The organism is Pararhizobium sp. P1_E7, assembly GCF_056405855.1.
Window position 1 is genome coordinate 246,517 of sequence record NZ_JBFUBH010000001.1, and the last position, 22,598, is coordinate 269,114.

Annotated in this window: 29 protein-coding genes; 15 read left to right on the forward strand and 14 right to left on the reverse strand. The window is 60.1% G+C overall.

Annotated features, from left to right (window positions below; genetic code table 11):
* Positions 1-47 precede the first annotated feature (47 nt).
* Positions 48-743 (forward strand): HAD family hydrolase, encoded by a 696-nt coding sequence (locus AC1D17_RS01095; RefSeq protein WP_477563586.1) that lies wholly within the window; start codon positions 48-50, stop codon positions 741-743.
* Complete coding sequence (locus AC1D17_RS01100) at positions 743-2,323, forward strand: FGGY-family carbohydrate kinase (protein ID WP_477563587.1); 1,581 nt, start codon at positions 743-745, stop codon at positions 2,321-2,323. The genes AC1D17_RS01095 and AC1D17_RS01100 overlap by 1 nt, the downstream gene beginning before the upstream one ends.
* Positions 2,324-2,576: 253 nt before the next feature.
* Here the strand turns inward: AC1D17_RS01100 and AC1D17_RS01105 are convergent, their stop codons facing one another.
* Positions 2,577-3,530: a sensor histidine kinase gene (locus tag AC1D17_RS01105; protein ID WP_477563588.1), complete on the reverse strand. Its 954-nt coding sequence runs from the start codon at positions 3,528-3,530 to the stop codon at positions 2,577-2,579.
* A gap of 269 nt (positions 3,531-3,799) precedes the next feature.
* Positions 3,800-4,594: a response regulator gene (locus tag AC1D17_RS01110; protein ID WP_477563589.1), complete on the reverse strand. Its 795-nt coding sequence runs from the start codon at positions 4,592-4,594 to the stop codon at positions 3,800-3,802.
* Between the two features lie 140 nt (positions 4,595-4,734).
* Here AC1D17_RS01110 and AC1D17_RS01115 point away from each other — a divergent pair, with 140 nt between their 5' ends.
* The 3 genes from AC1D17_RS01115 to AC1D17_RS01125 all read left to right on the forward strand — a co-directional run bounded on the left by AC1D17_RS01115 (position 4,735) and on the right by AC1D17_RS01125 (position 7,175).
* The gene (locus tag AC1D17_RS01115; protein WP_477563590.1) at positions 4,735-4,929 is read left to right on the forward strand and encodes a NepR family anti-sigma factor; all 195 of its coding nucleotides are present in this window, start codon (positions 4,735-4,737) and stop codon (positions 4,927-4,929) included.
* Positions 4,930-4,937: 8 nt separating this feature from the next.
* Positions 4,938-5,492 carry an RNA polymerase sigma factor gene (locus AC1D17_RS01120; RefSeq protein WP_477563846.1) on the forward strand — a complete coding sequence of 185 codons (555 nt, stop codon included), beginning with the start codon at positions 4,938-4,940 and terminating at the stop codon, positions 5,490-5,492.
* A 177-nt stretch (positions 5,493-5,669) separates the two neighbouring features.
* Positions 5,670-7,175 (forward strand): sensor histidine kinase, encoded by a 1,506-nt coding sequence (locus tag AC1D17_RS01125; protein ID WP_477563591.1) that lies wholly within the window; start codon positions 5,670-5,672, stop codon positions 7,173-7,175.
* A gap of 20 nt (positions 7,176-7,195) precedes the next feature.
* Here the strand turns inward: AC1D17_RS01125 and AC1D17_RS01130 are convergent, their stop codons facing one another.
* The 7 genes from AC1D17_RS01130 to hemP all read right to left on the reverse strand — a co-directional run bounded on the left by AC1D17_RS01130 (position 7,196) and on the right by hemP (position 12,372).
* On the reverse strand, positions 7,196-7,627 hold the full coding sequence (locus tag AC1D17_RS01130) for a hypothetical protein (protein WP_477563592.1): 432 nt from the start codon (positions 7,625-7,627) through the stop codon (positions 7,196-7,198).
* A 124-nt stretch (positions 7,628-7,751) separates the two neighbouring features.
* Positions 7,752-8,147, reverse strand: coding sequence for a glycine zipper domain-containing protein (locus tag AC1D17_RS01135; RefSeq protein WP_477563593.1), 396 nt, complete (start codon positions 8,145-8,147; stop codon positions 7,752-7,754).
* Between the two features lie 145 nt (positions 8,148-8,292).
* A complete protein-coding gene (locus tag AC1D17_RS01140; protein ID WP_477563594.1) occupies positions 8,293-9,078 on the reverse strand; it encodes a heme ABC transporter ATP-binding protein in 786 nt (261 codons plus the stop codon).
* Between the two features lie 3 nt (positions 9,079-9,081).
* Positions 9,082-10,206: a FecCD family ABC transporter permease gene (locus AC1D17_RS01145; protein WP_477563595.1), complete on the reverse strand. Its 1,125-nt coding sequence runs from the start codon at positions 10,204-10,206 to the stop codon at positions 9,082-9,084.
* Positions 10,193-11,143, reverse strand: a complete 951-nt coding sequence (locus tag AC1D17_RS01150) for a heme/hemin ABC transporter substrate-binding protein (protein WP_477563596.1) — start codon at positions 11,141-11,143, stop codon at positions 10,193-10,195. The genes AC1D17_RS01145 and AC1D17_RS01150 overlap by 14 nt, the downstream gene beginning before the upstream one ends.
* A gap of 11 nt (positions 11,144-11,154) precedes the next feature.
* Complete coding sequence (locus tag AC1D17_RS01155; RefSeq protein ID WP_477563597.1) at positions 11,155-12,213, reverse strand: hemin-degrading factor; 1,059 nt, start codon at positions 12,211-12,213, stop codon at positions 11,155-11,157.
* Between the two features lie 9 nt (positions 12,214-12,222).
* Positions 12,223-12,372: a hemin uptake protein HemP gene (gene hemP, locus AC1D17_RS01160; RefSeq protein ID WP_477563847.1), complete on the reverse strand. Its 150-nt coding sequence runs from the start codon at positions 12,370-12,372 to the stop codon at positions 12,223-12,225.
* 253 nt (positions 12,373-12,625) lie between these two features.
* Here hemP and AC1D17_RS01165 point away from each other — a divergent pair, with 253 nt between their 5' ends.
* The 6 genes from AC1D17_RS01165 (at position 12,626) to AC1D17_RS01190 (ending at position 15,631) form a co-directional block, all read left to right on the forward strand.
* The gene (locus AC1D17_RS01165; protein WP_477563848.1) at positions 12,626-13,060 is read left to right on the forward strand and encodes a hypothetical protein; all 435 of its coding nucleotides are present in this window, start codon (positions 12,626-12,628) and stop codon (positions 13,058-13,060) included.
* Positions 13,061-13,085: 25 nt separating this feature from the next.
* On the forward strand, positions 13,086-13,997 hold the full coding sequence (locus AC1D17_RS01170; RefSeq protein WP_477563598.1) for an energy transducer TonB family protein: 912 nt from the start codon (positions 13,086-13,088) through the stop codon (positions 13,995-13,997).
* 250 nt (positions 13,998-14,247) lie between these two features.
* The gene (locus AC1D17_RS01175; RefSeq protein WP_477563849.1) at positions 14,248-14,601 is read left to right on the forward strand and encodes a DUF2325 domain-containing protein; all 354 of its coding nucleotides are present in this window, start codon (positions 14,248-14,250) and stop codon (positions 14,599-14,601) included.
* Between the two features lie 64 nt (positions 14,602-14,665).
* Positions 14,666-14,935: a hypothetical protein gene (locus tag AC1D17_RS01180; RefSeq protein ID WP_477563599.1), complete on the forward strand. Its 270-nt coding sequence runs from the start codon at positions 14,666-14,668 to the stop codon at positions 14,933-14,935.
* A 10-nt stretch (positions 14,936-14,945) separates the two neighbouring features.
* Entirely contained in the window at positions 14,946-15,260 is a 315-nt protein-coding gene (gene hmuQ, locus AC1D17_RS01185; protein ID WP_477563600.1) for a heme-degrading protein HmuQ, read from the forward strand.
* A gap of 8 nt (positions 15,261-15,268) precedes the next feature.
* On the forward strand, positions 15,269-15,631 hold the full coding sequence (locus tag AC1D17_RS01190) for a bleomycin resistance protein (protein ID WP_477563601.1): 363 nt from the start codon (positions 15,269-15,271) through the stop codon (positions 15,629-15,631).
* 9 nt (positions 15,632-15,640) lie between these two features.
* On the opposite strand, the gene AC1D17_RS01195 is transcribed toward AC1D17_RS01190, so the two are convergent.
* Complete coding sequence (locus AC1D17_RS01195; protein ID WP_477563602.1) at positions 15,641-16,009, reverse strand: DUF423 domain-containing protein; 369 nt, start codon at positions 16,007-16,009, stop codon at positions 15,641-15,643.
* A 2-nt stretch (positions 16,010-16,011) separates the two neighbouring features.
* Entirely contained in the window at positions 16,012-16,407 is a 396-nt protein-coding gene (locus AC1D17_RS01200) for a group II truncated hemoglobin (RefSeq protein ID WP_477563603.1), read from the reverse strand.
* A 154-nt stretch (positions 16,408-16,561) separates the two neighbouring features.
* Between AC1D17_RS01200 and AC1D17_RS01205 the strand changes: the two genes are divergently transcribed.
* The gene (locus AC1D17_RS01205; protein ID WP_477563604.1) at positions 16,562-17,122 is read left to right on the forward strand and encodes a TetR/AcrR family transcriptional regulator; all 561 of its coding nucleotides are present in this window, start codon (positions 16,562-16,564) and stop codon (positions 17,120-17,122) included.
* A 19-nt stretch (positions 17,123-17,141) separates the two neighbouring features.
* Entirely contained in the window at positions 17,142-17,483 is a 342-nt protein-coding gene (locus AC1D17_RS01210; protein ID WP_264222512.1) for a DMT family transporter, read from the forward strand.
* Between the two features lie 114 nt (positions 17,484-17,597).
* Here AC1D17_RS01210 and AC1D17_RS01215 read toward each other — a convergent pair whose 3' ends face one another.
* The gene (locus tag AC1D17_RS01215; protein WP_477563605.1) at positions 17,598-18,035 is read right to left on the reverse strand and encodes a CBS domain-containing protein; all 438 of its coding nucleotides are present in this window, start codon (positions 18,033-18,035) and stop codon (positions 17,598-17,600) included.
* A 337-nt stretch (positions 18,036-18,372) separates the two neighbouring features.
* Between AC1D17_RS01215 and AC1D17_RS01220 the strand changes: the two genes are divergently transcribed.
* Complete coding sequence (locus AC1D17_RS01220) at positions 18,373-19,158, forward strand: ThuA domain-containing protein (protein WP_477563606.1); 786 nt, start codon at positions 18,373-18,375, stop codon at positions 19,156-19,158.
* Positions 19,159-19,166: 8 nt separating this feature from the next.
* The gene (locus tag AC1D17_RS01225; protein WP_477563850.1) at positions 19,167-20,210 is read left to right on the forward strand and encodes a Gfo/Idh/MocA family protein; all 1,044 of its coding nucleotides are present in this window, start codon (positions 19,167-19,169) and stop codon (positions 20,208-20,210) included.
* On the opposite strand, the gene AC1D17_RS01230 is transcribed toward AC1D17_RS01225, so the two are convergent.
* On the reverse strand, positions 20,200-21,228 hold the full coding sequence (locus tag AC1D17_RS01230) for a substrate-binding domain-containing protein (protein WP_477563607.1): 1,029 nt from the start codon (positions 21,226-21,228) through the stop codon (positions 20,200-20,202). The genes AC1D17_RS01225 and AC1D17_RS01230 overlap by 11 nt on opposite strands.
* A gap of 40 nt (positions 21,229-21,268) precedes the next feature.
* The gene (locus AC1D17_RS01235; RefSeq protein WP_477563608.1) at positions 21,269-22,312 is read right to left on the reverse strand and encodes an Lnb N-terminal periplasmic domain-containing protein; all 1,044 of its coding nucleotides are present in this window, start codon (positions 22,310-22,312) and stop codon (positions 21,269-21,271) included.
* Positions 22,313-22,598: the final 286 nt, after the last annotated feature.

The window sequence follows — 22,598 nt, forward strand, 5'->3', positions numbered from 1 at the left end:
GTCGCCGCATGCCACCACTCTGGCGCCCAAGCAGCGGCCTGACGGTTATGAATACACACCCGCCAAAGCTGGTGATTTTCGATTGCGACGGCGTTCTGGTCGATAGCGAGCCCTTGTCGCTCGATGTCCTGGTTCGCGTGCTGCGCAGTGCTGGCGTTGATATGGATACCGAAGAGGCGACAGAGCGGTTCCTCGGCAAGAGCCTGAAGACGATGACGGATATCCTGCACGAGGACTACGGCCTTGCGGTGGACGATCATTTTCTGGAACAGATGCGCCTTGATCTCTACCAGCGCTTCCGCCAGGAACTGCAGCCGGTGGCTGGCATTTCAACGGCGCTCGATCAGCTCGATCTGCCGCGATGCGTCGCATCGTCCAGCCAGATGGAGCGCATCCGGCTGTCCCTGACCATTACCGGACTGATCGGCAAGCTTGAGCCCTACCTGTTCAGCTCGTCGATGGTCGAGCGTGGAAAGCCGGCACCGGACCTCTTCCTGCATGCGGCCGCACAGATGGCCACGCCACCGGAAAATTGCATCGTCGTCGAAGACAGCCCGGCTGGCATCGAGGCGGCCAAGGCGGCCGGAATGCGGGTTTTTGCCTTTGCCGGCGCCTCGCATGCAAAGACCGAACGGCATCTGGAGGCACTGCGGCGGCTTTCACCGGACGTGCTGTTTGACGACATGCGGGAATTGATCCATCTTGTTCACAAAGAACAAGGGGACGGGAACGCAGGGCTCTGATGGCTGATTTGATCGTTGCTGTCGATGTCGGAACCGGCAGCGCACGCGCTGGCATTTTCGATAGGCATGGCAAGCAGTTGGCCCGCGCGGACTATCCGATCGCGATGAATCGGCCGGAAGAAAATCACGCCGAGCATGATTCCGAAAATATCTGGTCTGCCGTCTGCATTGCCGTCAAAACGGCGCGTGCCAAGGCTGGCGTGCCCGCCGAAGCGATCGCTGCGATCGGGTTCGATGCGACCTGCTCGCTGGTCGTGCGGGATGTGAACGGCGCGCCTTTGTCGGTCAACCGCAAGGGCGATCCGCGCTGGGATACGATCGTCTGGCTCGATCACCGGGCGCTGAAGCAGGCGGATTTCTGCACGGCCACGCAACATCCTGTTCTCAACCATTCCGGCCGCGTGATGTCGCCGGAAATGGAAATGCCGAAGCTGATGTGGCTGAAGCAGAACCTGCCGCAACAATGGGAAAAGACGGGATATTTCTTTGATCTCGCTGATTTCATGTCCTGGCGGGCAACCGGCAATGCCACACGGTCGCGCTGCACACTGACGGCCAAGTGGAACTATCTTTCCCATAAGGAGAACGGCTGGCAGGATGAGTTCCTTGCCAGGATCGGGCTTGAGGACTTGCGAGCGCGCGGCGCGCTGCCGGAAAAGACGCTGCCGGTCGGGCAATCGGCCGGGCATCTGACGGCGGCGGCGGCGGCCGAATTGGGTCTGCACGAGGCCTGCAAGGTCGCAACGGGGGTGATCGACGCCTATGCGGGCGCCATCGGGGTGCTCGGTGGCTTTGCCGGCGAGCCGGACAGACTGGAGCGGCAACTCGCCTTGATCGCCGGAACGTCCAGCTGCATCGTCGCCTTCTCCAAGGAGATGAAGCCGGGATTCGGCATGTGGGGGCCTTACTTCGAGGCGGCGTTTGCAGACAGCTGGCTGATCGAGGGCGGGCAATCGGCAACCGGCGCTCTGCTTGATCATGTCGTGCGCAGCCACAGTGCCGGCGGCGAGCCGGATGCCGAGGTTCATGCGCGGATCGTGCTTCGCATTCAGGAACTGCGTGCAGCCTACGGCAGCGAATTTGCCGCGCGTCTGCACGTCCTGCCGGATTTTCACGGCAATCGCTCGCCGCTTGCCGATCCGCATGCACTCGGCGTCATAAGCGGGTTGACGCTGGATAGCTCGTTCGACGCGCTTTGCCGGCTTTATTGGCGCACCTGCGTGGCGATAGCGCTCGGTATCCGCCACATTCTCGAAATGATGAAGGAGGCGGGGTACGATCTCGACACCCTGCACGTGACCGGTGGCCATGTCCGCAATGCGCTGTTGATGGAACTCTATTGCGATGTGACCGGCTGCACGGTCGTCGTGCCGGAAACGAATGATGCTGTCCTGCTCGGCACGGCCATGGTCGCCTCGGTCGCCGGCGGCCTCTATCCGGACCTGCGCGCCGCCGGACCGGCCATGTATCCCGGCGGCCATGCGCAATATCCAAATGCGGACATGCGGGAAACCTATGATCGCGACTATCGCAAGTTCCTCAGCCTCTACAGGCACCGCGCCGAGCTGGAAATGCTTTGAAAAAGGGCGGATTTTATAACCACAAAAAAAATGAAACCTGCGCGGAACTTTTCCTTTGCCGGCTCGTTTCTGTGATGTCCGGATAGCCGTTCACATCGCCCCCAATGTGAACCCCATTTAAATATCCGGCATTCGGCTCACACCCCCCTCGGTGAGCTGTCAATATCAGCCAGTGCCTTCCCCCGGCGCTGGCTGTTTTTTTGACCATTTTGCTGGAAGGTTAACGCAGGGAGCGTGCAGCGATACTGCAGCGTCATTCGCCGGTTACGATTTCGTATTCTCGGGATGGAATGGTCAGGTGATATTCAATGCGGTCGGGTGTCGTCAGATACATCGCCTTGCCGCCGATCGCCACGGGAACGACACGCTCCAGCACCGTGCGCGCAAATGTAGGCTCGTCCGCCTCCCGCAGGGTTGCCGCAGGCGGCAGGTGTTCGATCCATGCCAGTTCGATGGCTTCATTTTCGTCAAGGATTGTCTCGAAACAATCGATCGTCAGGGAATTTACGCCCGCCGAGATCGCACCATAGGACGCCGAATTGACGATGAGTTCGTGAAGCGCAAGGCCAATATGCAGCGTCGCGTTGGGCGATAGATGTGCATTGATGCCATTGATGCAAATCGGCGTTTCGGAGCCCGGCCAATAGGCGCTGAACTGGCGCTCTGTTAGCGCAAAGAGATAGGCCCCGCGCCAGCTGGAGTCTGTGACGAGATCCTGCGAATAGGACAGCGACTGGATGCGTCCGCGGAATTTGGTGAGGAAATAGTCCAGCGACAGGGCCTGGCGGGCCGTCTGCGTCGCGATCCCTTGAATGATTGCGAGCAGGTTCTTGGAACGATGGCTGAGTTCGCGCAGCAGTGTTTTCAAGATACGCTCGCGATGCCGGGTTTCAGAGATATCGGTGATGACGGAGAGAATTCCGGTCATCCCCGGCGTATCGACGCGTTCGATGTCGATCCGGTATGTCAGCACTCCAGTCGCAGACGTCATATCGATTTCTGTTGAGGCGGGCGCATTGCTGCACGCAACGCTACGTTTCAAGGCGATCAAACGCGTGCCGTCGTCTGCGCCAAACACCGATTCATCTGCCTGGTGCGCCGTCGCCAGCATTTGCAATCCTTCAGGCAGGTTTCCCGAAAGAACAGTATCAAGATCGTCCGATTGATACACATAGCCCGAGCCTGATTTCTTCAACACCAGGTCCATCAGAACTTTGCTGGTTCTGGCGCCGGTCCTGATTGGGGCTGAATTGCCTGCATTGCCCACGCGAAGCGCCTTCCGTTGTCTGACCGATTGGACGCCTTACTCCCGGGCTCGGGGAGTAGAGCGTCCAAGATCCGATCCATATGCCGGCCGGAAACGGGCCGGCTCAATATCCACATACCCACCCAGGGTGCCGTTGATCCCCCCGCCTTTTTTACCCAGCCTCTTTTACAATGAGATCGTTCAGCCGAATGTTCCGTCCGCAACAGATTTCAGGCCGCAGCCTTGGTGGATTCGTTGAAGAACAGGGCCTGGCTGATCAACGCTTTGACCATGTCCGGGTTGAACGGCTTTGTGACCAGGAAGGTTGGTTCAGGACGTTCGCCGGTCAAAAGGCGCTCGGGAAAAGCAGTGATGAAAATGACAGGAATAGCGGTGTTCTTCAGAATGTCGTTGACGGCGTCGATGCCGGAACTGCCGTCGGCGAGCTGGATATCGGCAAGCACCATGCTCGGTCGCGTTGCCTTGAACAGGGCCACGGCCTCGTCACGGGTACGGGCGATGCCGGTGACCGTATGCCCGAGGCTCTCGACCATCTGCTCGATGTCGATGGCAATCAGCGGTTCGTCCTCAATGATCATGATGTTGGTTGCCACCTGCCGCGAAATCTCTTCAGATGCGCGCTCGAGCAACTGGTTCATGCCGCTCTCCGTCGTGTTGAGAACTTCAGCTGCCTCGCTTGTGCGAAATCCTTCAACGGAAACCAGGAGAAAGGCCTGACGGGCGAGCGGCGAGACCGAAGCGAGATTGATCGATGCGCGCTTTTCCCAAGCAAATGGCGAAACCGGTTCAGGGACGAGGACGGACGATGAGCCGAAAAGCTTGGTGTACAGCTGAAAAAGAGCAACCCTGTCATTGCTGGCTTCCGGGAATATGCTGACATCGGTGATCAGTGCTTCCAGAACAGCTGCGACATAGGCGTCGCCCGATGTCTGCGATCCCGTCAGTGCGCGTGAGTACCGGCGCAAATAGGGCAGGAACGGAGCAATCCGGGTGGAAAGTGACATGTAAAGACTCCCTCAATCTGGCCGAGGTGGCGGCCATGACAGCGAAGGAACGCGACGCGAAAATAAAGGTTCCTTTCGCGGAACATTTTTTTTTACCGCGCATTATGCTGCCAGATGAACATTGAAGGTAATTGGTATTGATGACCGACAAACTTGGGGCAGGGCGCGAGACCGTGAGGCCAGCGCGTACCGATAATCCAAACGCGCAGATTGCAACGAAGCTTCGCGCTCTCTATCTTTCTATACAGGAAGAAGCCATTCCGGACCGGTTCCTTGACCTGCTTGAAAAGCTCGATGCGGTCGAGCGCCGGTCAAAGGCGGATGTGGCAGAATGAGTGGCGACATGACGTCGGAGGAACCCAGTTTCAAGCGTGAAATGCTGGCGGCCCTTCCCAGCCTGCGCGCCTTTGCCATGTCGCTGATCGGCCGGCATGACCGCGCCGACGATCTGGTGCAGGATACCATCATGAAGGCGTGGGCCAAGCAGGACCACTTCGAGATGGGCACCAACATGAAGGCATGGCTGTTCACCATCCTTCGCAACGAACTCTACAGCCAGATGCGTAAGCGCGGCCGCGAGGTTCAGGATAGCGACGGCTATTTTACCGAGTCGCTTGCCCAGCACCCGCCGCAGTACGGCTCTCTGGATCTCCAGGATTTCAAGCGGGCGCTGGAAATGCTGCCGCCGGATCAGCGCGAAGCCATCATTCTTGTCGGTGCGTCCGGCTTTTCCTATGAAGAGGCAGCGGAAATCTGCGGTTGCGCGCTCGGCACGATCAAGAGCCGGGTCAATCGGGCGCGCCAGCGATTGCAGGATATTCTACAGGTGACCGGCGAAAACGAATATGGCCCGGATGCCACGTCCGCGCCGATGACGTCGCGGGCGTTCATTTCCTGACATCCCTCTTGTCTGCGGCCTCCAAACCTTGCAACTGGGTTTGGCGAGGCTCGTTCTGCGGTGCGTCACACCTTATGATTGTATGTAGTATTTTATCGTGCATAAATTGTGTCCGGTGAGCTGTTGCGCTAAGGCGGGGTTGAGGTATTGATGCTGCCGGGGCTGGGTATGGAGTTCATGACCAAAGAGACTCGCGATCTGCAGGCCGCTGTGACGGCCGTTCGGATGTCGGCCCAAAGGCTTGACGTCCTGCATGCGGTCGTCCCGGATATGGCTGAACCGGACGCCGATTTCCGCGATCTTGCCGACATTGCCGCCGCTCTCTTCGCTGCACCCTTTGCGTTGGTGAGCCTTGTCGATGCAGAAAATCAATGGTTCAAGGCGGCCAGCGGAGTTAGCGAGACACAGGCGCCGGCTGCAGGTTCCTTTTGTGTGCATACAATCGCCGGAGCTTTGGACGGCGCGCTGGTGGTCGCCGATGCCACAACAGACGCCCGTTTTTCTGATCAGCCGCGTGTTGTGGGCGCGCCTTTCTTGCGGTTTTACGCCGGCGTCCCGCTGGTCATCGAAGGTCAGCCGGTGGGCACGATCTGTGTTTTCGATGTCGAGCCACGCCAGGACCCGCCTCCGCAGCTCATTGCGCAGCTGCAAAGGCTGTCACGCGTCGCCTCCTCTCTCTTCTCGTTGAAGCACGAGGCGCGTCAACGCGCCCTGAAAGAAGCCGCGCTCTCCCGCGAGGAACAGCGGCATGCAATGGCGCTGGATGCGGCCAATGTCGGCAGCTGGATGTGGGATATCCGCTCGGGCAATGTTTCGTGCAATGGGTCAATGCTGCGCATGTTCGGCATGCAGCCCACCAAGAGTGTCCAGGCCCGGGATATCTTTGGCGCCATCCACCCGGACGACCGCGTGGCGACGCTTTCGAAGCTGCGTTCTGCGATGACGCGCGATCAGGAGTATGACGGAACGTTCCGGGTTGGATCGACGGGGCGCTGGCTGCTCGGCCGGGGCCGTGTGCACGAGCGTGATGCCAAGGGCAAACCGACCGTTTTTCTCGGGATCAATATCGATGTGACCGAAGAGCAGGAAGCAAGCCAGCGAACCCGGCTTTTGTTGCGCGAACTTAATCACCGGGTCAAGAACACGCTGGCCATGCTGCAGTCGCTGGCTCGTCAGACGCTGCGGCAGACAAGCGACCCGCAGGAATTCATGACCGCATTCGCCGGCCGGCTGCAGGCGATTTCCGAAGCGCACGGACTTCTGTCGGACCATGAATGGGGCGAAATCCGCCTGTCCGCGTTGCTGGCCAAACAGCTTGCACCGCATGTGCGGGACTATCAAAAGCAGATCGAGGTTCACAAGGACGAGATCCTCCTCGGACCCGATCAGGCCGTCGGACTGGGGCTGGTTCTGCATGAACTGGCAACCAACGCCGCGAAATACGGATCGCTGTCGGTCTCTCGCGGCAGGGTGGTGTTGACCGCCCGCAGTGTCGATGAAGATGGTCGCCGTGTCCTGCATATGACATGGACAGAGGTCGACGGTCCGCCGGTCGAACAGCCGGCGCGGCGTGGTTTCGGCTCCATCCTGATCGAGCGGAGCCTTGACAAGGTGATGGGCAGTTCGGTGAAAGTCGAATATCTGCCGGCAGGCCTGACAGCGATTGTCCGCCTGCCGCTCTGAAAACGTTCTCCGCCTCTGCGTCAGGACCGATCGCTGTCGCCTGTCTTTCGCATCAGTCCGAGGACGGTGCCAAGGCCGACCGCGAGGCCGGCGGCCAGAAGCGGCTGCTTGCGAAAAAGCGTCAACGCCGTGGCAATGGCAAAGGTGGTCTGCGCCTGCGAGCGGCGGCGTTTTTGAGCTGCGATGCGCCGATCGTGTGCATTCAATGCAAACATGATGCCGATAATGATAAGTCCGATGACGGCGGAAATCGCGGCTAGGATGATGGTGGCTTTCAAGGGCGTGTACAGCGCACTCAGATAGATGGCGCCTGCCACCAGTGCGAAGATGTAGGCCGTCAGGAGGAACAGCGCTGCAACCGCCCACATTGCACCGTTGCGCCTGTAGCGCGCTACTGTGACGCCGACATCGGTCATTACGAGAGCCGAAAGCATTGCGGCCAAAGGACCCATTTTTTTCTCCAGAAGGCAGAGGCGGATGACACAAAGGCCGGCTGACAACCGTGTTGCTTCGCCAGCCTTCGAAAGGGAAACAGGCGGCCGCCGTTTATCGGCCGCCCTGTTGGGGTCACTGTGTTTATCGGCGGATCAGCGCAGCGACGAGCAGGCCAAGTGCTGCAGCGGCGCCCAACGTGGCAAACGGGTGCTGGCGGACGGTCTGGCGGACCTGTTTTTCTGTCGATGAATAGCGGCTGCGCAGTTCGGCAAGCAACGCCTCGCCATTTTCCAGAAGGTCTTGCAGGCCTGCCTCGACCTGATCGCGTGCGTCATGAGCCTTTGCCCGAACATCCCTGGAAGCTTCGGATGCCCTTGACCGCGCCTCCTTCGATGCTTCTGTGCCGCGCTGCGTCAGGAGCTTGGCCAGCGATGCGATCTCGTCGCGGAGTTCGCTGATCTGATCTTCGATCGGTGCATCGAGCAGGCTGCCATTGCGCTTCCTGGCGCTGGAACCGGAAAAGAGACTTGTGGCCATGGAGATAACTCCTTCATGCGGCGGGAGCGGGGCCAATGCCCGCCCCAGAGTGCGATAGTACCGGCAGGTGACATCATCACCGTGTCAGCAGTTCACCACCTCAACGCGTAGCAAGGGGTTTGGTTCCAATTGGCCCTGAAGGGCGCTACGCCGCCGTGTGCGGCAGGACGAACGGGATGTTGCCCCCGGGGGTTGCGTTGACCCGCATGGCGCAGCCAAACACCGCTTCCATCACGGCATTGGTCATCACCTCGTTCGGCTGTCCTGTCGCATGGACACGCCCGGCCTTCATCATGATCATCCGGTCGGCAAACATCGCGGTCAGGTTGAGGTCATGCATGATGGCGATGACACCGCCGCCGCGTTCGCAGAAGTTGCGGGCGAGCCGCATGATCGTCAGCTGATGGCGGATGTCGAGGCTCGACACCGGCTCGTCGAGCAGGAGGAAGGCGGGCTCGCCATACCGGACCGGCTCCCAGATCTGGCATAGCGCACGGGCGAGCTGGACACGCTGCTGCTCGCCACCGGAAAGCTCCTGGTAGAAGCGTCCGGCAAACCCGGACAGGTCTACGGCCTCCAATGCGTCGCGGGCAATGCGGTCCGTTTCTTCAGCGTCTGCCTTTGCCCCGACGGAGAGACCCATGCGGACGATTTCGCGCACGGTGAAGGGAAAGGAGATGACGGTGGATTGCGGCAGCACGGCGCGCTTCAGCGCCAGTTCCCAAGGCTTCAATGTCTTGATGTCGTGGCCGTTGATAGCGACGGTACCGGCATAGGGCAGTTCACCGGCAATGGCCTTGAGGCTGGTGGTCTTGCCGGAACCGTTGGGGCCGACGATTGCGGTCAACTGTCCGGCCGCAGCCTCGATGTTGACGCCGTGCAGCACCGGCTTGCCGGAAAGCCGGACGGAAAGATGACTGGCCTTGATCATGGTCTAAAGCCCCATATGGGAGCGCCCGCGCAGCAGGATCCAAAGGAAGAACGGCGCGCCGGCGAAAGCGGTGATGATGCCGATCGGCAATTCCGCCGGCGGAACGATGGTACGGGCGATCATATCGGCAAAGATCAGCAATGTGCCGCCGAGCAGCGCGGATGCGGGCAAAAGGTACCGGTGGTCGGGGCCTATCAGCATCCGCAGCACATGCGGAACGACGATACCGACAAAGCCGATGCCGCCACTGACGGCGACCGAAGCGCCGGTCGAGGCCGCGACGCTGACGATGGCGATGTTCTTGAGCCGTTGAACCGGAATGCCCATGTGGAAGGCCGAGGCTTCTCCGAGCGTCAGGGCGTTGAGGCCGCGAGCAAGGAAAGGAACGACCGCGAGCGAGACGAGGATGATCGGCCCGGCCGACAGGATCTTCATCCAGTTGGCGCCGGCCAGCGAGCCGAGGCCCCAGAAGGTCAGGTCGCGCAATTGCTTGTCGTCGGCCATGAAAATCAGCACGCCGGTGACGGCCCCGGTCAGGGCGCCGAGCGCAATGCCGGCAAGCAGCATGGTGGCGACCGAGGTCTGGCCGCTTCGGGTGGCAATCTTGTAGAGCAGCAAGGTCGTGATGAGGCCGCCGCAGAACGCCGCGACCGGCAGCGCGTAGAAGCCGAAGATCGCAAAAAGCGGGCCGAAAAAGGTACTGCCAAGCACGATCAGCAGGACAGCGCCAAGGCTGGCGCCGGAGGAAACGCCGACCAGTCCGGGGTCGGCCAGCGGATTGCGGAACAGGCCTTGCATCACGGCGCCCGAGACGGCTAGCGAGGCACCCACCAGCATGCCGAGCACGGCGCGCGGCAGCCGGATATCGAGGATGATGATCCGGTCGCGGACGCTCAAGGCCTGCTCGGCGCCTTCCATGCCCAGGAGCCAACGCAGAACGTTGCTAAGCGAAGCATCGGCAGCACCGGTCATGATCGAGGCCGCAAACATTGCGGCGGCGGCCACGATGAGCACGAGGATCAGCAATTGAGCGAGCCGCGAACGGTCGCCCATATGCCATTCGGATTTCAAGCGTGCCGCAAAAGACTGGGACCGGCCGTCACCCGCGACCATTTCACTGCGATGCATTCGGCTTTTTTCCGTAGATGGCGGCGTTGAGTTCGCGCACCGTGCTGGCTGTGCGCGGCCCGAAGCCAAGCATATGCAGGCCGTCCATGCGGACAACCGTCCTGGTCCTTGCTGCCGGGGTCAGGCTGAGGGCAGGGTGGGCAAAGAGTTCATCATCGCTGGCGGCATGGCCACCGCTTCGGGTCATCATCAAGACGACATCGGGTTTGGCCTCGATGATCGCCTCGTCGGTCAGTGGCTTGTAGCCTTCGAATGTGCCGGTGGCGTTGATGGCGCCGGAGAGCGCGATGATGCCGTCGGCGGCCGTGCCGGTGCCGGACGCCATGATCTTGCCGCCCTGCGTGCTGAGGATAAAGATCACACGCTTGCGTTCGCTTCCCGGGCGCTTGGCGGCATCCGTGACGGCTGCGTCGAGGTCGGCCTTGACCTTTTCGGAAAGGACGGATGCCTTTTCAGGCACGCCGAGGAAATCGCCGACAGCGCGGATCTTCGACAGAATGCCGTCGCGATCGTAGGTTTCCGCAACGGTCTGGAAGGGGATGTTGGCGTCTTTCAGAACCGCGAGCGTTTCGGGCGGGCCGCTGCCGTCGACGGCGATGATGGCGCTCGGATTGATGGCGATCACACCTTCCGGCGACAATTGCCGCATGTAGCCGACATCGGGAAGCTTGGTTGCCGCTTCCGGATAAAGGCTGGTCGAGTCGCGGCCGACGAGCTTTCCTTCTTCGCCGAGCGCATAGATGATCTCGGTGATGGCGCCGCCAACGGAAACGAGCCGGGAGGTGTCGGCCTTCTGCATCTCCTGTGCGGCAACCGCACGAACGAAGGACGCGTCGCCCGGCAGCGTCGCCGGCAGCACGAAGGGGGCAGACACCGCGAAGATCGCCAGGGCCAGTTCCCAGGACCGCAGCCGGGTAAAATCATAGGGAGCGTTCATCACCGGTTCCTTCAGGCAGCTTCAATGATATCGAGCCGGGCGAGGCTTTCCATGATGGCGCGCCATTCCTCCCGCTCTGCAAAACCTTCCTTGCGTTTGCCGAAGAACTGGGTGACCATTTCGCCCCTGGCGTCGAGTGCTTCGAGCGAGGTCACGTGGCCGTCGGCGGTCGGCTTGCGAACCGCCCAGATTTCGGCAAGGTGATCGCTGCGCAAGTGCAGATGCAATGTCGGGTCCATGATGTTGAGCCAGGGACCCATCGTCTGGATATTGGCAACCGGCCCGGAATGGATCTGGATGATGCCGTGGTTGCCAACGAAACACATGATCGGCACCTCGATCTTGGCCGATTCGCGCAGCATGTCTTCGACGGCTTCTGGCTGCAGTTTCCAGGCGAAATCCTCGCCGACCGACTGCAATGCCTGGCGCCGGCCGAGCTTCAATTTGCGCAGCAGTCCATGGAACTGGTGCGTATCGGTCATCTTGCTCCACTCGTCGCGCAGTGTGGCGACGTCGACCGAGGCTGTTTCGCCATCGGCAATGCTCTCAACCTTTATCTCGGGGACGAATTCCTGCGACTGATCGTCGAGACGGAACGCTTCGACGATGCTGTGATAGGCGTCAAGATTGGAGGCCGGGCGCAGGTGCACCTTGTGAACGGCGGTCCCCTGCTTGTCGAAGAACTGCAGGCTGCGGCGCACGTCGTCGCCATCGGTCTTGGTCACGGCAAAGCCATGTGCCCAGGTGCCCGGGAAGATACGCAGATCAATATTCTCGCCGAGCACGATCGAGGCATGTTTGCCGGGGGTGATGTTTTCGAAGACACCGATCTTCTCGTGAACCGCGCTGTCATTGCGGGTCAGCGCCATCACTTCTCCAAGTTCCGCGGCCCGTTCCAGAAAACGGTTGGCGCTGCCATCGATCCGAATGCTGGTCAGGCCGCATTCGGCGGCAACGAGTGCTGCTTCCGAAATGCCAAGCTGAGCGGCGATGTCGCGCTCGCGCATCTTCGGGTTGGCAACCCGGTAGGCGCGGATTTCGGACGGGGTCGGGCGGGATGTTTGTGTCATGTGTCTGGCCTATTTGTTCAGAATAAGTTTGCCCTGACGGGTGATCTTCATGCGGTAGATCGCGCCTTCATGGGTAATCAGGATTTCGTTTCCGCCGCGAAAAAGCTCACGGCTTTCAAAGATGCGCTGCGTCTGGCCTGCCGGCAAAGCGGCCGGCATCGCATCTGGTTCGTTCGGTGTCACAGGTTTCCGGTCCTGATCGTGGCGGCCGAAAAACAGGGGATTTCTCCCTCTCCCCAGCCGGGTCACTGCGATTAGTATCTTGACTTAACTACTCATCTTTTATTATGGACGCAATACTAGATTTTTGTAGTCAAGTTTAAATGCCGGGCCGAAATGCGCTGCTTGTGGGCGGGGTCTCCAGGCGCTGATTTCTCCGCCCTGCCACTCTTCAGAGAATGGATAGACCATGATGAAATTTGCTCGTCTGCTGCCTCTGGTTTTGTTGGCGGCCTTCTGTTCGGGCGCGGCGGCATTGGCGCAGGATGCCGGGACGTCCGGCGATTTGTCGATCGAGATCAACGATCTCACCCCATCCGAAAAAGGCTGCAAGTTGACATTTGTCGCGGCAAACGAACTGCCGCAAACGCTGTCAAAGGTCTCCTTCGAATTCGTGCTTTTCGACGGAAAAGGCCTGGTCGAGCGGATGGCTGTTCTCGACTTCCGCGATCTGCCGGCGGGCAAGACGAAGGTTCGGCAGTTCGATCTGCCGGGAACCAAGTGCGAGGCGGTCAAGAGCCTTTTGATCAATGACGCTCCGGTTTGCAGCGGCGACGGTGTTGCCAAGGATGCCTGCATGAAGGCGCTGAAGACCGGCTCCAGGTCGGCTGTCGAGTTGAAGGGCTGATGCGGATTTCGCATCGGTATCTGTGATGAACAATACGATCAAATGGACCGGGGCGATCGTCCTCTCGCTGCTTGCGCATGCGGGGGCGGCGCAACTGTTTGAGCCGGACGAAAAGCCGGTCGAGCAGGAACAGGTTGCGGGCGGCGAAGCCATGGAAATCGCCGTTCTTGGCAACGCGTTCGAAGAGACCGTGCTGGCGGGCGATCCCGCAGAAGCGATCGCGCCGGAGGAGGAGCCGCAGGAGATAGCGCCGGAGCCGATGGAAGTGGCGGAGATACCGCCCGTTCAATCAGAAATGACCGCCGAGACGCCGGCCGACATCGTCCCGACCGAGGCCGATGTCATTCTTCCAGCGGAGGAAATGCCGCCGGTTACCACCGAACAGCCGGAGATCACGGCAACCGTTGCGCCGGTTGAAACCGTCGTTCCGGAGGAAAAGCCGGAGATAAAACCGGAATCTGAAAAGAAGCCGGAGACGAAGGCGGAGCCGGACAAGGAAAAACCGAAGAAGAAGCCCGTCCGCAAGAAGGCCGGCGATGCCGGCAAGCAGGTCGAAACCGTGACGAAAGGTCAGGCCGATGGTGTCGAAGGTGCCGTCGCCAGCGCAAGTACCGGCAAGAAGGGCAAGATCGCCCAGGCCTTCGGAAATGCGGCGGAGAGCAATTACAAGGGCAAGGTCCGCTCGAAGGTGCAGAGGCATTTCCGCTACCCCAAATCGGCGGATCGTGCGGGGCTGAGCGGAACGGTGACGGTGAGCTTCATCATATCTGCTAGTGGCGGTGTCTCCGGTGTCCGGATCGTCAAGGGATCGGGATCGCCGGTTCTCGATGACGCCGCGGTGAGCGCTGTGCAGAAGGCGGAGCCTTTCCCCAAAATTCCGCAGGCTGCCAATCGCAGCAGCTGGCCCTTTGTCATCCCACTCCAGTTCGGTCGCTGATGTCGTGCAAGCCCGTCTTATCCGGAAAGCAGGGGCTTGTGCGGATTCTTCAGCGCTGCGGCGAAACATCCAGAGATAATATGAGAAAAAAACTCATGTTTATACTTTACTCTTTTTATCAAGTTAAATAGGGTTCCCGCACGATCAGCCGAACGGCCGATTCCGAAAACACGCGGAGACTGACATGGGTGACAAACGGCATCAGCTCAAGCCGAAGCAGAAGCAGAGCCGGGAGGCAGAAACGCGCAATATGCCGGGTTCCGCCAAAACGCAGGAAACCCGGCTTGAGGGCCGCAGCTTCCTCTATGTCGGCGGACGCGATTGCCAGGTGGCGCATCTGCGCCAGATCGCCAGCTCGCATGGTGCCGAACTGATCCATCATGACGGCGGGCTGCGCGAGGCGGTTTCCCGCATCGACAATATCCTGCCCTCGGTCGACTGCGTTTTCTGCCCGATCGACTGTATCAGCCATGATGCGTGCCTGCGGGTAAAGACCGGCTGCAAGAAGTGGGGCAAGGCCTTCGTGCCCTTGCGCAACGGCAGCAAGTCGAGCCTGGAGCGCGCTTTCCTGGATCTGAAGGCGAGCCGCAGCAACGCCAGTTGATCTGCTGCTCGCATCGGTGTCCGGGCGCGGTTTCCGGCGCCTGTTTCCTGTGGAGATGAGAAGAATGAGCAACGAGCGTCCCGATCAGTTCATGATGATCGGACTGCATAAGCTGGCCTCGCAATTCGGCGACGGGCTGGTTCCTGAACTGTACGAACTTCTGTCACGCCGTGCGCGCATGATCGAGGACAATCAAAACGTCACGGAATTTCCTGCCTGGCAGGTGCGTCCGCCGGCCCGCGCTGCATTGGGGCTTGCTCCTGAGCAGAGAGACAATATTCTGCCGTTCCCTTCCGGTGCCGCCAGTGCCGCGCCAACCAAAAATCGGGTTTGAGGATATCGTCATGTATTTCGCCATGAACAGGTTCAGGATCGCGATTGGGCACGAAGCGGCGTTCGAAGATGTTTGGAAGAGCCGCGATTCCAGCCTCTCCGAAGTTCCCGGTTTCAAAGAATTCCGACTTCTGCGCGGCGATACGGTTGCCGACGAGGGCTTTACGCTGTTCGTTTCCAGTTCGATCTGGGAAAGCCGCGACGCCTTTTCCGCCTGGACGAAATCGGAGAATTTCCGCGCGGCGCACAAGAGTGCGGCGGATAACCGGGCGATGTATCTCGGTCCGCCGAAATTCGAAGGATTTGTCGGCGTCGAGGGCGCCTGATGTCCGATTTGTCAGGCGAAAATCGCGTCGAAGTCCTGCCTGTCCTACCGTCGCTGAATATTGGCGAGACCGTGGCGTTCTACCGCGACAAACTGGGCTTCGACGTCACGGTCTATCAAGAGCAAGATTATCTCATCCTGCGCCGCGAAGACATGGAACTGCATTTCTGGCTCACGGATGATCGCAGCCTGTGCGAGAAAACGTCCGTCTATCTGCGCGGTGGTGGCATCGGCGATCTCCATCGCGAGTTCACGGAGAAAAACGTCGAGCGAATGAGCGAAATGTCTGTGAGGCCCTGGAACATGGAAGAGTTTTACATCCATGATCCGCACGGTAATCTGCTGCGCTTCGGACGCATTCCGCGAGGCTGAGCGGCCGGCTTAAATTTCCTTTCGGATGAAGAATGCGCCGGCGGCGACCGACAGCCAGCCGGCCATCATGATCACGCCTCCGGTTGGCGCCGACATTGGGAAGAGGCCATGGCCGAGGAAATGTCGCGCCGTCAGGTCGGCGGCGAACAGGGCCGTTCCGGCTGACATGAGCAGTGCCGCGATCGCTGCCGTGCGCATCGTTGGCCAGGCGGCATAAAGGGCGATGAGGGCAGGGGCATGCGCCAGGCACATTGCCGAAGCGCCGCCCAGCAGGCGCGGATCGGCTCCGTGCGACGCGGCGGCGGCGCTGATGATGCCGAACAGGCCCATCAACCCGGCAATGAAAAGGGTAACCGGCCGAAACTGCCCGCTCTGCATGTCTATTCGTCCTTGTTCTGCATGTGATGGGCAAGCCGTGTCACCGGCTCCAGAATGATCGAGCGCAATTGCGGATGCGACACGGTCTCTTCCAGTGCTTTGCTAAAGCAAAGCAGCCACTCGTCGCGTTCCTGGGCTCCGATAGCCGCGCCGAAATGACGGCTTCTGAGGCGTGGATGGCCGCGCTTGTCGGTATAGAGCGGCGGTCCGCCGAGCCAGCCGGTCAGATATTCGTAGAATTTCTCTTCACTGCCGGACAGATCGGCCGGATGCAGCGCCCGGCAGCGGGCGGCTTCGGGCAGCGTATCCATCAATTCGTAGAAACGGCGGGTGAGCGCCCGCACGGCGCTATCGCCGCCGATCGCGTTGTAGAGTGTTTCCGTCTGGCCGTCCGTCATCATCGCTTTCCTGATTGCCGTCACTTCTAGCGTGCCGCGGCGGGCCATTCCAACCGTTTTTCATCGGGCCACGCGGGTTGCGTCGATTGATCGCGCCGGTGGCAGAAAGTTCGAATTATCTTGACAAACCGTCCAGACGGTATCTTATAGCTCCATGTCAATCGCTCATCACCGCCGCAAACAACCTGAATTGGTCCGCCAGCAATTGCTTGAGGTCGCTGCGCGCCTGTCGCTCGAGCAGGGTGCTGCCGGCGTAACGCTGGACGCCGTGTCGCAGGCAGCAGGCGTCAGCAAAGGCGGGCTGCTGCATCATTTTCCCAACAAGATGGCGCTTCTGAACGGGCTCTTCGACGATCTGACGGAGAAGCTCGACCGGACGATCGAGCTGGAGATGCGCAACGATCCTGTTGCCCATGGCCGCTTCACCCGCGCCTATTTGTCCTGCGTGTTCGCAATGACGGACGAAGCCGACGCGCAAGGCTGGCAGGTCCTGACCATTGCGCTTCTCTCCGAGCCGCAGTTGCGTGAGCGCTGGCGGTTATGGGTGACGGACCATGCGGATGAATTCGTCGGCACCGATTCCTCGCCCGGATGCCTGCTGGCGCGCTTTGCCGCCGATGGCCTGTGGCTGGCGGATATCCTTAAAAGCCATGACATCGACCAACCCGCGCGTCAGGCCATGCGGGCCCAGATGCTTGCACTTTCTCTTCAATGACCGGCCATCGGAGCTTCAGATGAATCCCGCCATGCTCTATGCCGTGCTTGTTGCGGCAATCGTTTTCGAAGTGCTCGGCACGTCGGCCATGCAGGCCGCCCAGCATTTCACCCGGCTGGTGCCGACGCTGATCATGGTGGTCTGCTATGCGATTGCCTTCTACTTCTTGTCCTATACGCTGCGGGTCATTCCTGTCGGGATCGCCTATGCGATCTGGAGTGGCCTCGGCATCGTGCTGATTTCGCTCGCCGGCTATTTCGTCTTCGGACAGAAGCTTGATCTTGCTGCGGTTCTCGGGCTTGGATTGATCATTGCCGGAGTTGTCGTGCTCAACGTCTTTTCCAAGTCCACGTTTCACTAGCGACGTCGCCACGTGGCCCACGCTTAAAGACAGTCTGGCGCGAGCCACGCGGTTTGTGAGCGCAATACCGGTGGGTTCCTCTATTCGATACGAAACTCCACCGGCCGGTAGCCGTCAGTGAGCCGTCTGCGAATGCTCGCCGCCGGGCTGTGAGATGCCGCTCAGTGCCTCGCCCGTTTCGGGCGCCGGCCCATTCGTGGCGATATCGCCGAGCGAGATAATGCCGACGAGCCGCTTGTCATGATTAAGCACCGGTAGGCGCCGTACTTGAAGGGCTCCCATGGTGTGAAGCACATCGTCAATATCGTCGTCGTCGAAGCAGTATCTGACGTCGGTGCTCATCACATCGCGGATCTTCGCGTCGGGTCCTTTGCCCTCGGCAACGCCACGGATGGCGATGTCGCGGTCGGTGATCATGCCGACGAGCCGGTCATTCTCGCCCACCGGCAGTGAGCCGGCATCGATACGGCCCATTGAAAGCGCGGCATCGCGCAAAGTCTGCTCCGGATTGGCAATCTGAACGTCCTTGGTCATGCAGTTGCTAACTCTCATGATAACCTCCCTGGGTGTGGCGCGTGGCCAGTGCTGATGGGTGAGTGAATCAACGCGTGCCGGCCGGAAACGTTCCATTGTCATGCGAGACGGTACTTCCGTCTCGTCGAAGCTGGTTCAGGCCGATTGGGAAGAGCCGGCCTGCGATGCGGAGGGTGCCGCATCGCAAGCGGCTGTTGCCTTTGTGTCTGCATGCAGGAAATTTCAGATCGAGACTTGGCACGAGGTCGCCGATTTTCGCTTGCAAAAGCGCCGGGCGGATTCTATCGCTTGAAATTGAAAGCGGTTTCAATTTTATCGAATGCTGATCTAAGAAGCGTCGAAAGAAGGATTGGTCATGACCATCAAGGCAGTTGTCTGGGGCGAAAATATCCATGAGCAGACCAATGAGGTGGTCAGAAGCATCTATCCGAACGGCATGCACAACACGATCGCCGCGGCGCTGAACACCGATACCGGCATCGAAGCGACGACGGCGACATTGCAGGAGCCTGAACATGGCTTGAGCGTCGAGCGGCTGGCAAAGACCGATGTCTTGCTCTGGTGGGGCCACAAGGATCATGGCGCCGTTTCCGACGAGATCGTCGAGCGTGTCGCCAAGCGGGTTTGGGAAGGCATGGGCCTGATCGTCCTGCATTCCGGCCACTTCTCCAAACCGTTCAAGCGGCTGATGGGCACGCCCTGCGCGCTGAAATGGCGCGAGGCGGGCGAGCGCGAGCGGCTGTGGGTGATCAATCCGCGCCATCCGATCGCAGAAGGGCTGGACGAGAACTTCGTGCTCGAAAACGAGGAAATGTACGGCGAGCAGTTTTCCGTGCCGGAGCCGCTCGAAACCGTGTTCATCTCCTGGTTTGCCGGCGGCGAGGTGTTCCGCTCGGGCCTGACGTGGCGCCGCGGTGCCGGCAACATCTTCTATTTCCGCCCCGGCCACGAAACCTATCCGACCTATCACGACACCAATGTCCACAAGGTTCTGCGCAACTCGGTCAAGTGGGCCTACAACCGCCAGGGCACCTACAGCGCCATCCATGATGCGCCGAACGTTCCGGTCGAAAAGGCGCTGGAGCCGATTGTCGAACGCGGGCCGAAGCTGCATCAGGCCGGCGAAGAGGGGTACAAGTGATGAAGCCCATCCGTCTTCTCGTTCTCGGCACGGGCGGCATGGCCAATTCCCATGCTATGAATTTTGCCACTATCGATGGTGTCGAACTCGTGGCGGCTGTCGATGTCGATCAGGTTCGGGTGCAGGCGTTTGCTTTGCGCCACGAGATCGCCAAAACGTTCACCTCGCTCGATGAGGCGATTGCCTGGGGCGAATTCGATGCCGTCACCAATGTGACGCCGGACAAGATCCACTATCCGACGACACTGAAGCTTCTGGCGGCCGGCAAGCATGTGCTGTGCGAAAAACCGTTGGCCGAGGATTATGCCAAGGCCGACGAGATGGCGACGGCTGCGGAAAAATCCGGTCTGGTGACGATGGTCAACCTCACTTACCGCAATGTCGCCGAAGTGCAGAAGGCGCGGCAGATGGTTCTGGCCGGCGAGATCGGCAAGGTTCGCCATATCGAGGCGTCCTATCTGCAGAGCTGGCTGGTCTCCAAGGCCTGGGGCGACTGGGCGACGGAATCGCAATGGCTCTGGCGGCTATCCACCAAGCATGGCTCGAATGGCGTGCTTGGCGATGTCGGCATTCATATTCTCGATTTCGCCGGTTATGGCGCGGCCACCGATGTGGAACATATTTTCGCGCGGTTGAAGACCTTCGACAAGGCGCCCGGCAACAGGATCGGCGAGTATGATCTTGATGCAAACGACAGTTTCACCATGACCGCCGAATTCGACAATGGTGCCATGGGTGTCATTCATGCCAGCCGCTGGGCCGTCGGCCACCTCAACGAACTGCGCCTGCGCATGCATGGCGACAAGGGCGCGATCGAGGTGATCCATACGCCCGACGGTTCGACGCTGAGGGCGTGCCTTGGGGACGACATCGAAAAGGGCGTCTGGAAGGATATCGATGCGGGTACCGTGTTGACCAACTACCAGCGCTTCATCGACGCAGTCCGTTCCGGCAAGACGGCCGAGCCGGGTTTCCGCCATGCCGCCGATCTGCAGAAGGTTCTCGATCTGGCCATGGTCACCGAGAAGGAGCGCCGCGAACTTACGGTTTAATACCAAGTCTCACGGCCGCCGTCGAGTTGCGGATGACCAGTTCCACCGGCCAGACCTCGCGCAGGTTTTCGGCCGGTGTTCCCTGCAGCATTTCCAGCACCATTTCCCCGATCCGCGCGCCCGCCGCGCGGATCGATGACCGCGTCGTCGAGAGTGTCGGTACCAGATGGTCCGGGCTGATATAGGGAAAAACGTCGTCATGGGCGATCAGCGAGATGTCCCCGCCGACGGTCAAGCCGGCAATGCGGATCGCCCGCATGGCGCCGAGCGCCGACATCATCGATCCGGCGACCACGGCCGTCGGCCGGTAGTCAAGCTTCAGAAACCCCTGCATCAGCCGGAAGCCCATCTCGTCGGTGAATTCGCCATGACCGCATAGGGCCGGATCGATGGCGACGCCGCGTTCGCTGAGGGCTGTCTGGTAGCCGTCCTGGCGGTGCTCGGCAAAAATCCGGCCGCGATAGCCGTTAAGCAGCGCGATACGGCGATGACCGAGATCGAGCAAATGGCTGGTCGACTGGCGAACGGCGCCGAAATTGTCGATGTCCAGCCAGCCGAAATTGCCGTCCGAATTGGTGCGGCCGTGGACGATGAAGGGCAGGCGTAGCGAATTGAGCAGTGCGATGCGCGGATCGTCAAGAAAGGGCGAATGCAGGATGACCGCATCGACGCGCTTGCTGGCGGCCAGCCGCCGATAGGTGGCAAGTTCGGCTTCCTGCGAATCGACGGTCGAGACGAGGATGTCGATCTCTTCCTGCTGCAGCCGTCCGCCAAGTCCACCCATGAATTCGCTGGTGTGCGGGCCGAACTCGCCGCCGCCCTTGAGCACGATGCCGATGGCGCCGACACGGCCGGTGGCAAGCCCGAGCGCGCTGGTGTTCGGCCGGTAGCCATATTCGAGCGCAGCCTTCAGCACCCGTTCGCGGGTCGCCTGCTTGACCTCAGGATAGCCACTCAAGGCGCGGCTGACCGTCGTCTGCGACAGTTCGAGCCGGTTTGCGAACTCCTTGAGGTTCATGCGGATATCCCTGTTGTCTGCGGTTCCAGTTTAAGACGCATCATGGCTGCGGCAAAGGGGCTATGCCCGGCACGCCCTCGCGAATCCGGCGGGAGAAATCGGGCGCATTGCCTGCTGCCTGCGCCCGCGCGCTGATCGCTCCGCCGCTTTGCAGTTGCTCCAGCGTAAAGCCGGGCGTGAAGCCATTCACGTCGATGATGTAGGAGGGCAGGTAACCTGAAAAGATCAGCCGGTAATCCAGCGGCAGGGCGCCGGCGACGATATGATTGATCATGGCAAAGACCATCGTCGTGCAATTGGCCGTGATCGTATTGTAATATTGCGGTGTCTCGTTGAGGCCATTGGCCGTATCGACATAGGACAGGAACAGCGAGCGCATCCTCGGCTTTGGCATGGTGAGGCGATAGAGATAGACGTCCTCCTTGCGGATATTGGTGCGCACTCTGACGATATCGCGTTCGTCGGCGGCAATGACGCTCATCTCGAATTCTTTGAAGAACCCGCCGATCTCTGAAAAGCCCTCGTGCCGCTCCTTGCGAATCTCCACCGAGAAGGTGACGAACTGGCCGTCGTCGAAACCGAAGGAGACGAGCGTATGGGCAATCGCCGGGCTTGACCAATAGGAGAGCAGCAGATCGGCCGAGGCGAGCTTGTCGAGATCGTAGGTGCGGTTCTCCCAGCGTACCGTGTAGTCCGTCGATGTCCGCCAGTCGAAATTGCGGACATTGGCAAGGGTGACTTCAGGGCCGTTGACGACGCCTGCGACGATATGGGCGACCTCGTCTGCCCAGTCGCGGCTGTTGCTCGCCGGTATGGCGTTCCACCAGAACAACAGGGCGGCGATCATCATCGGGTAGATCAGCGCGGCAAGGCGCGAATGCCAGCGGACATAGGCATAGAGCGCCACAAGCGAGAGGATGGCCCATAGCGCTGCGATGAGCATCCTGACCGGGGCCGGGCCGGGCGCCTGATAGGACAGGGCCATCGCCCCCCAGATTGCAAAGCCGAGAATGGCAAGCGTCGAAATCACCCTTACGATGATGCCGAGGAGGTGAAAGCGAGGGCGTCGAACTGGTTCGCTCATCGATCAGCAGCCGTCATGAAAGCCTGCATTGCAAGCCTTTGGCGCGGTTTCTTGCCCATGGCAGCCCTCCTTCGTTTCCCCATCCTGCAATGCCAGATTTTCCAGCAGGAGGACATTTGATTTTTTGGTTTCCTGCATTTTTCAAAGAAACAGGCATCCACGCTCTTCCGGTTGTGCAGGCCCGGAGCTTGCTTCAGACGAGCGGGTAAGCCGTTATACCATCATTGTTTTTTCGCTTGTTGAAATTTGCAGAAGCCGCATTGTTATTTGTTATATGTTTGAATAG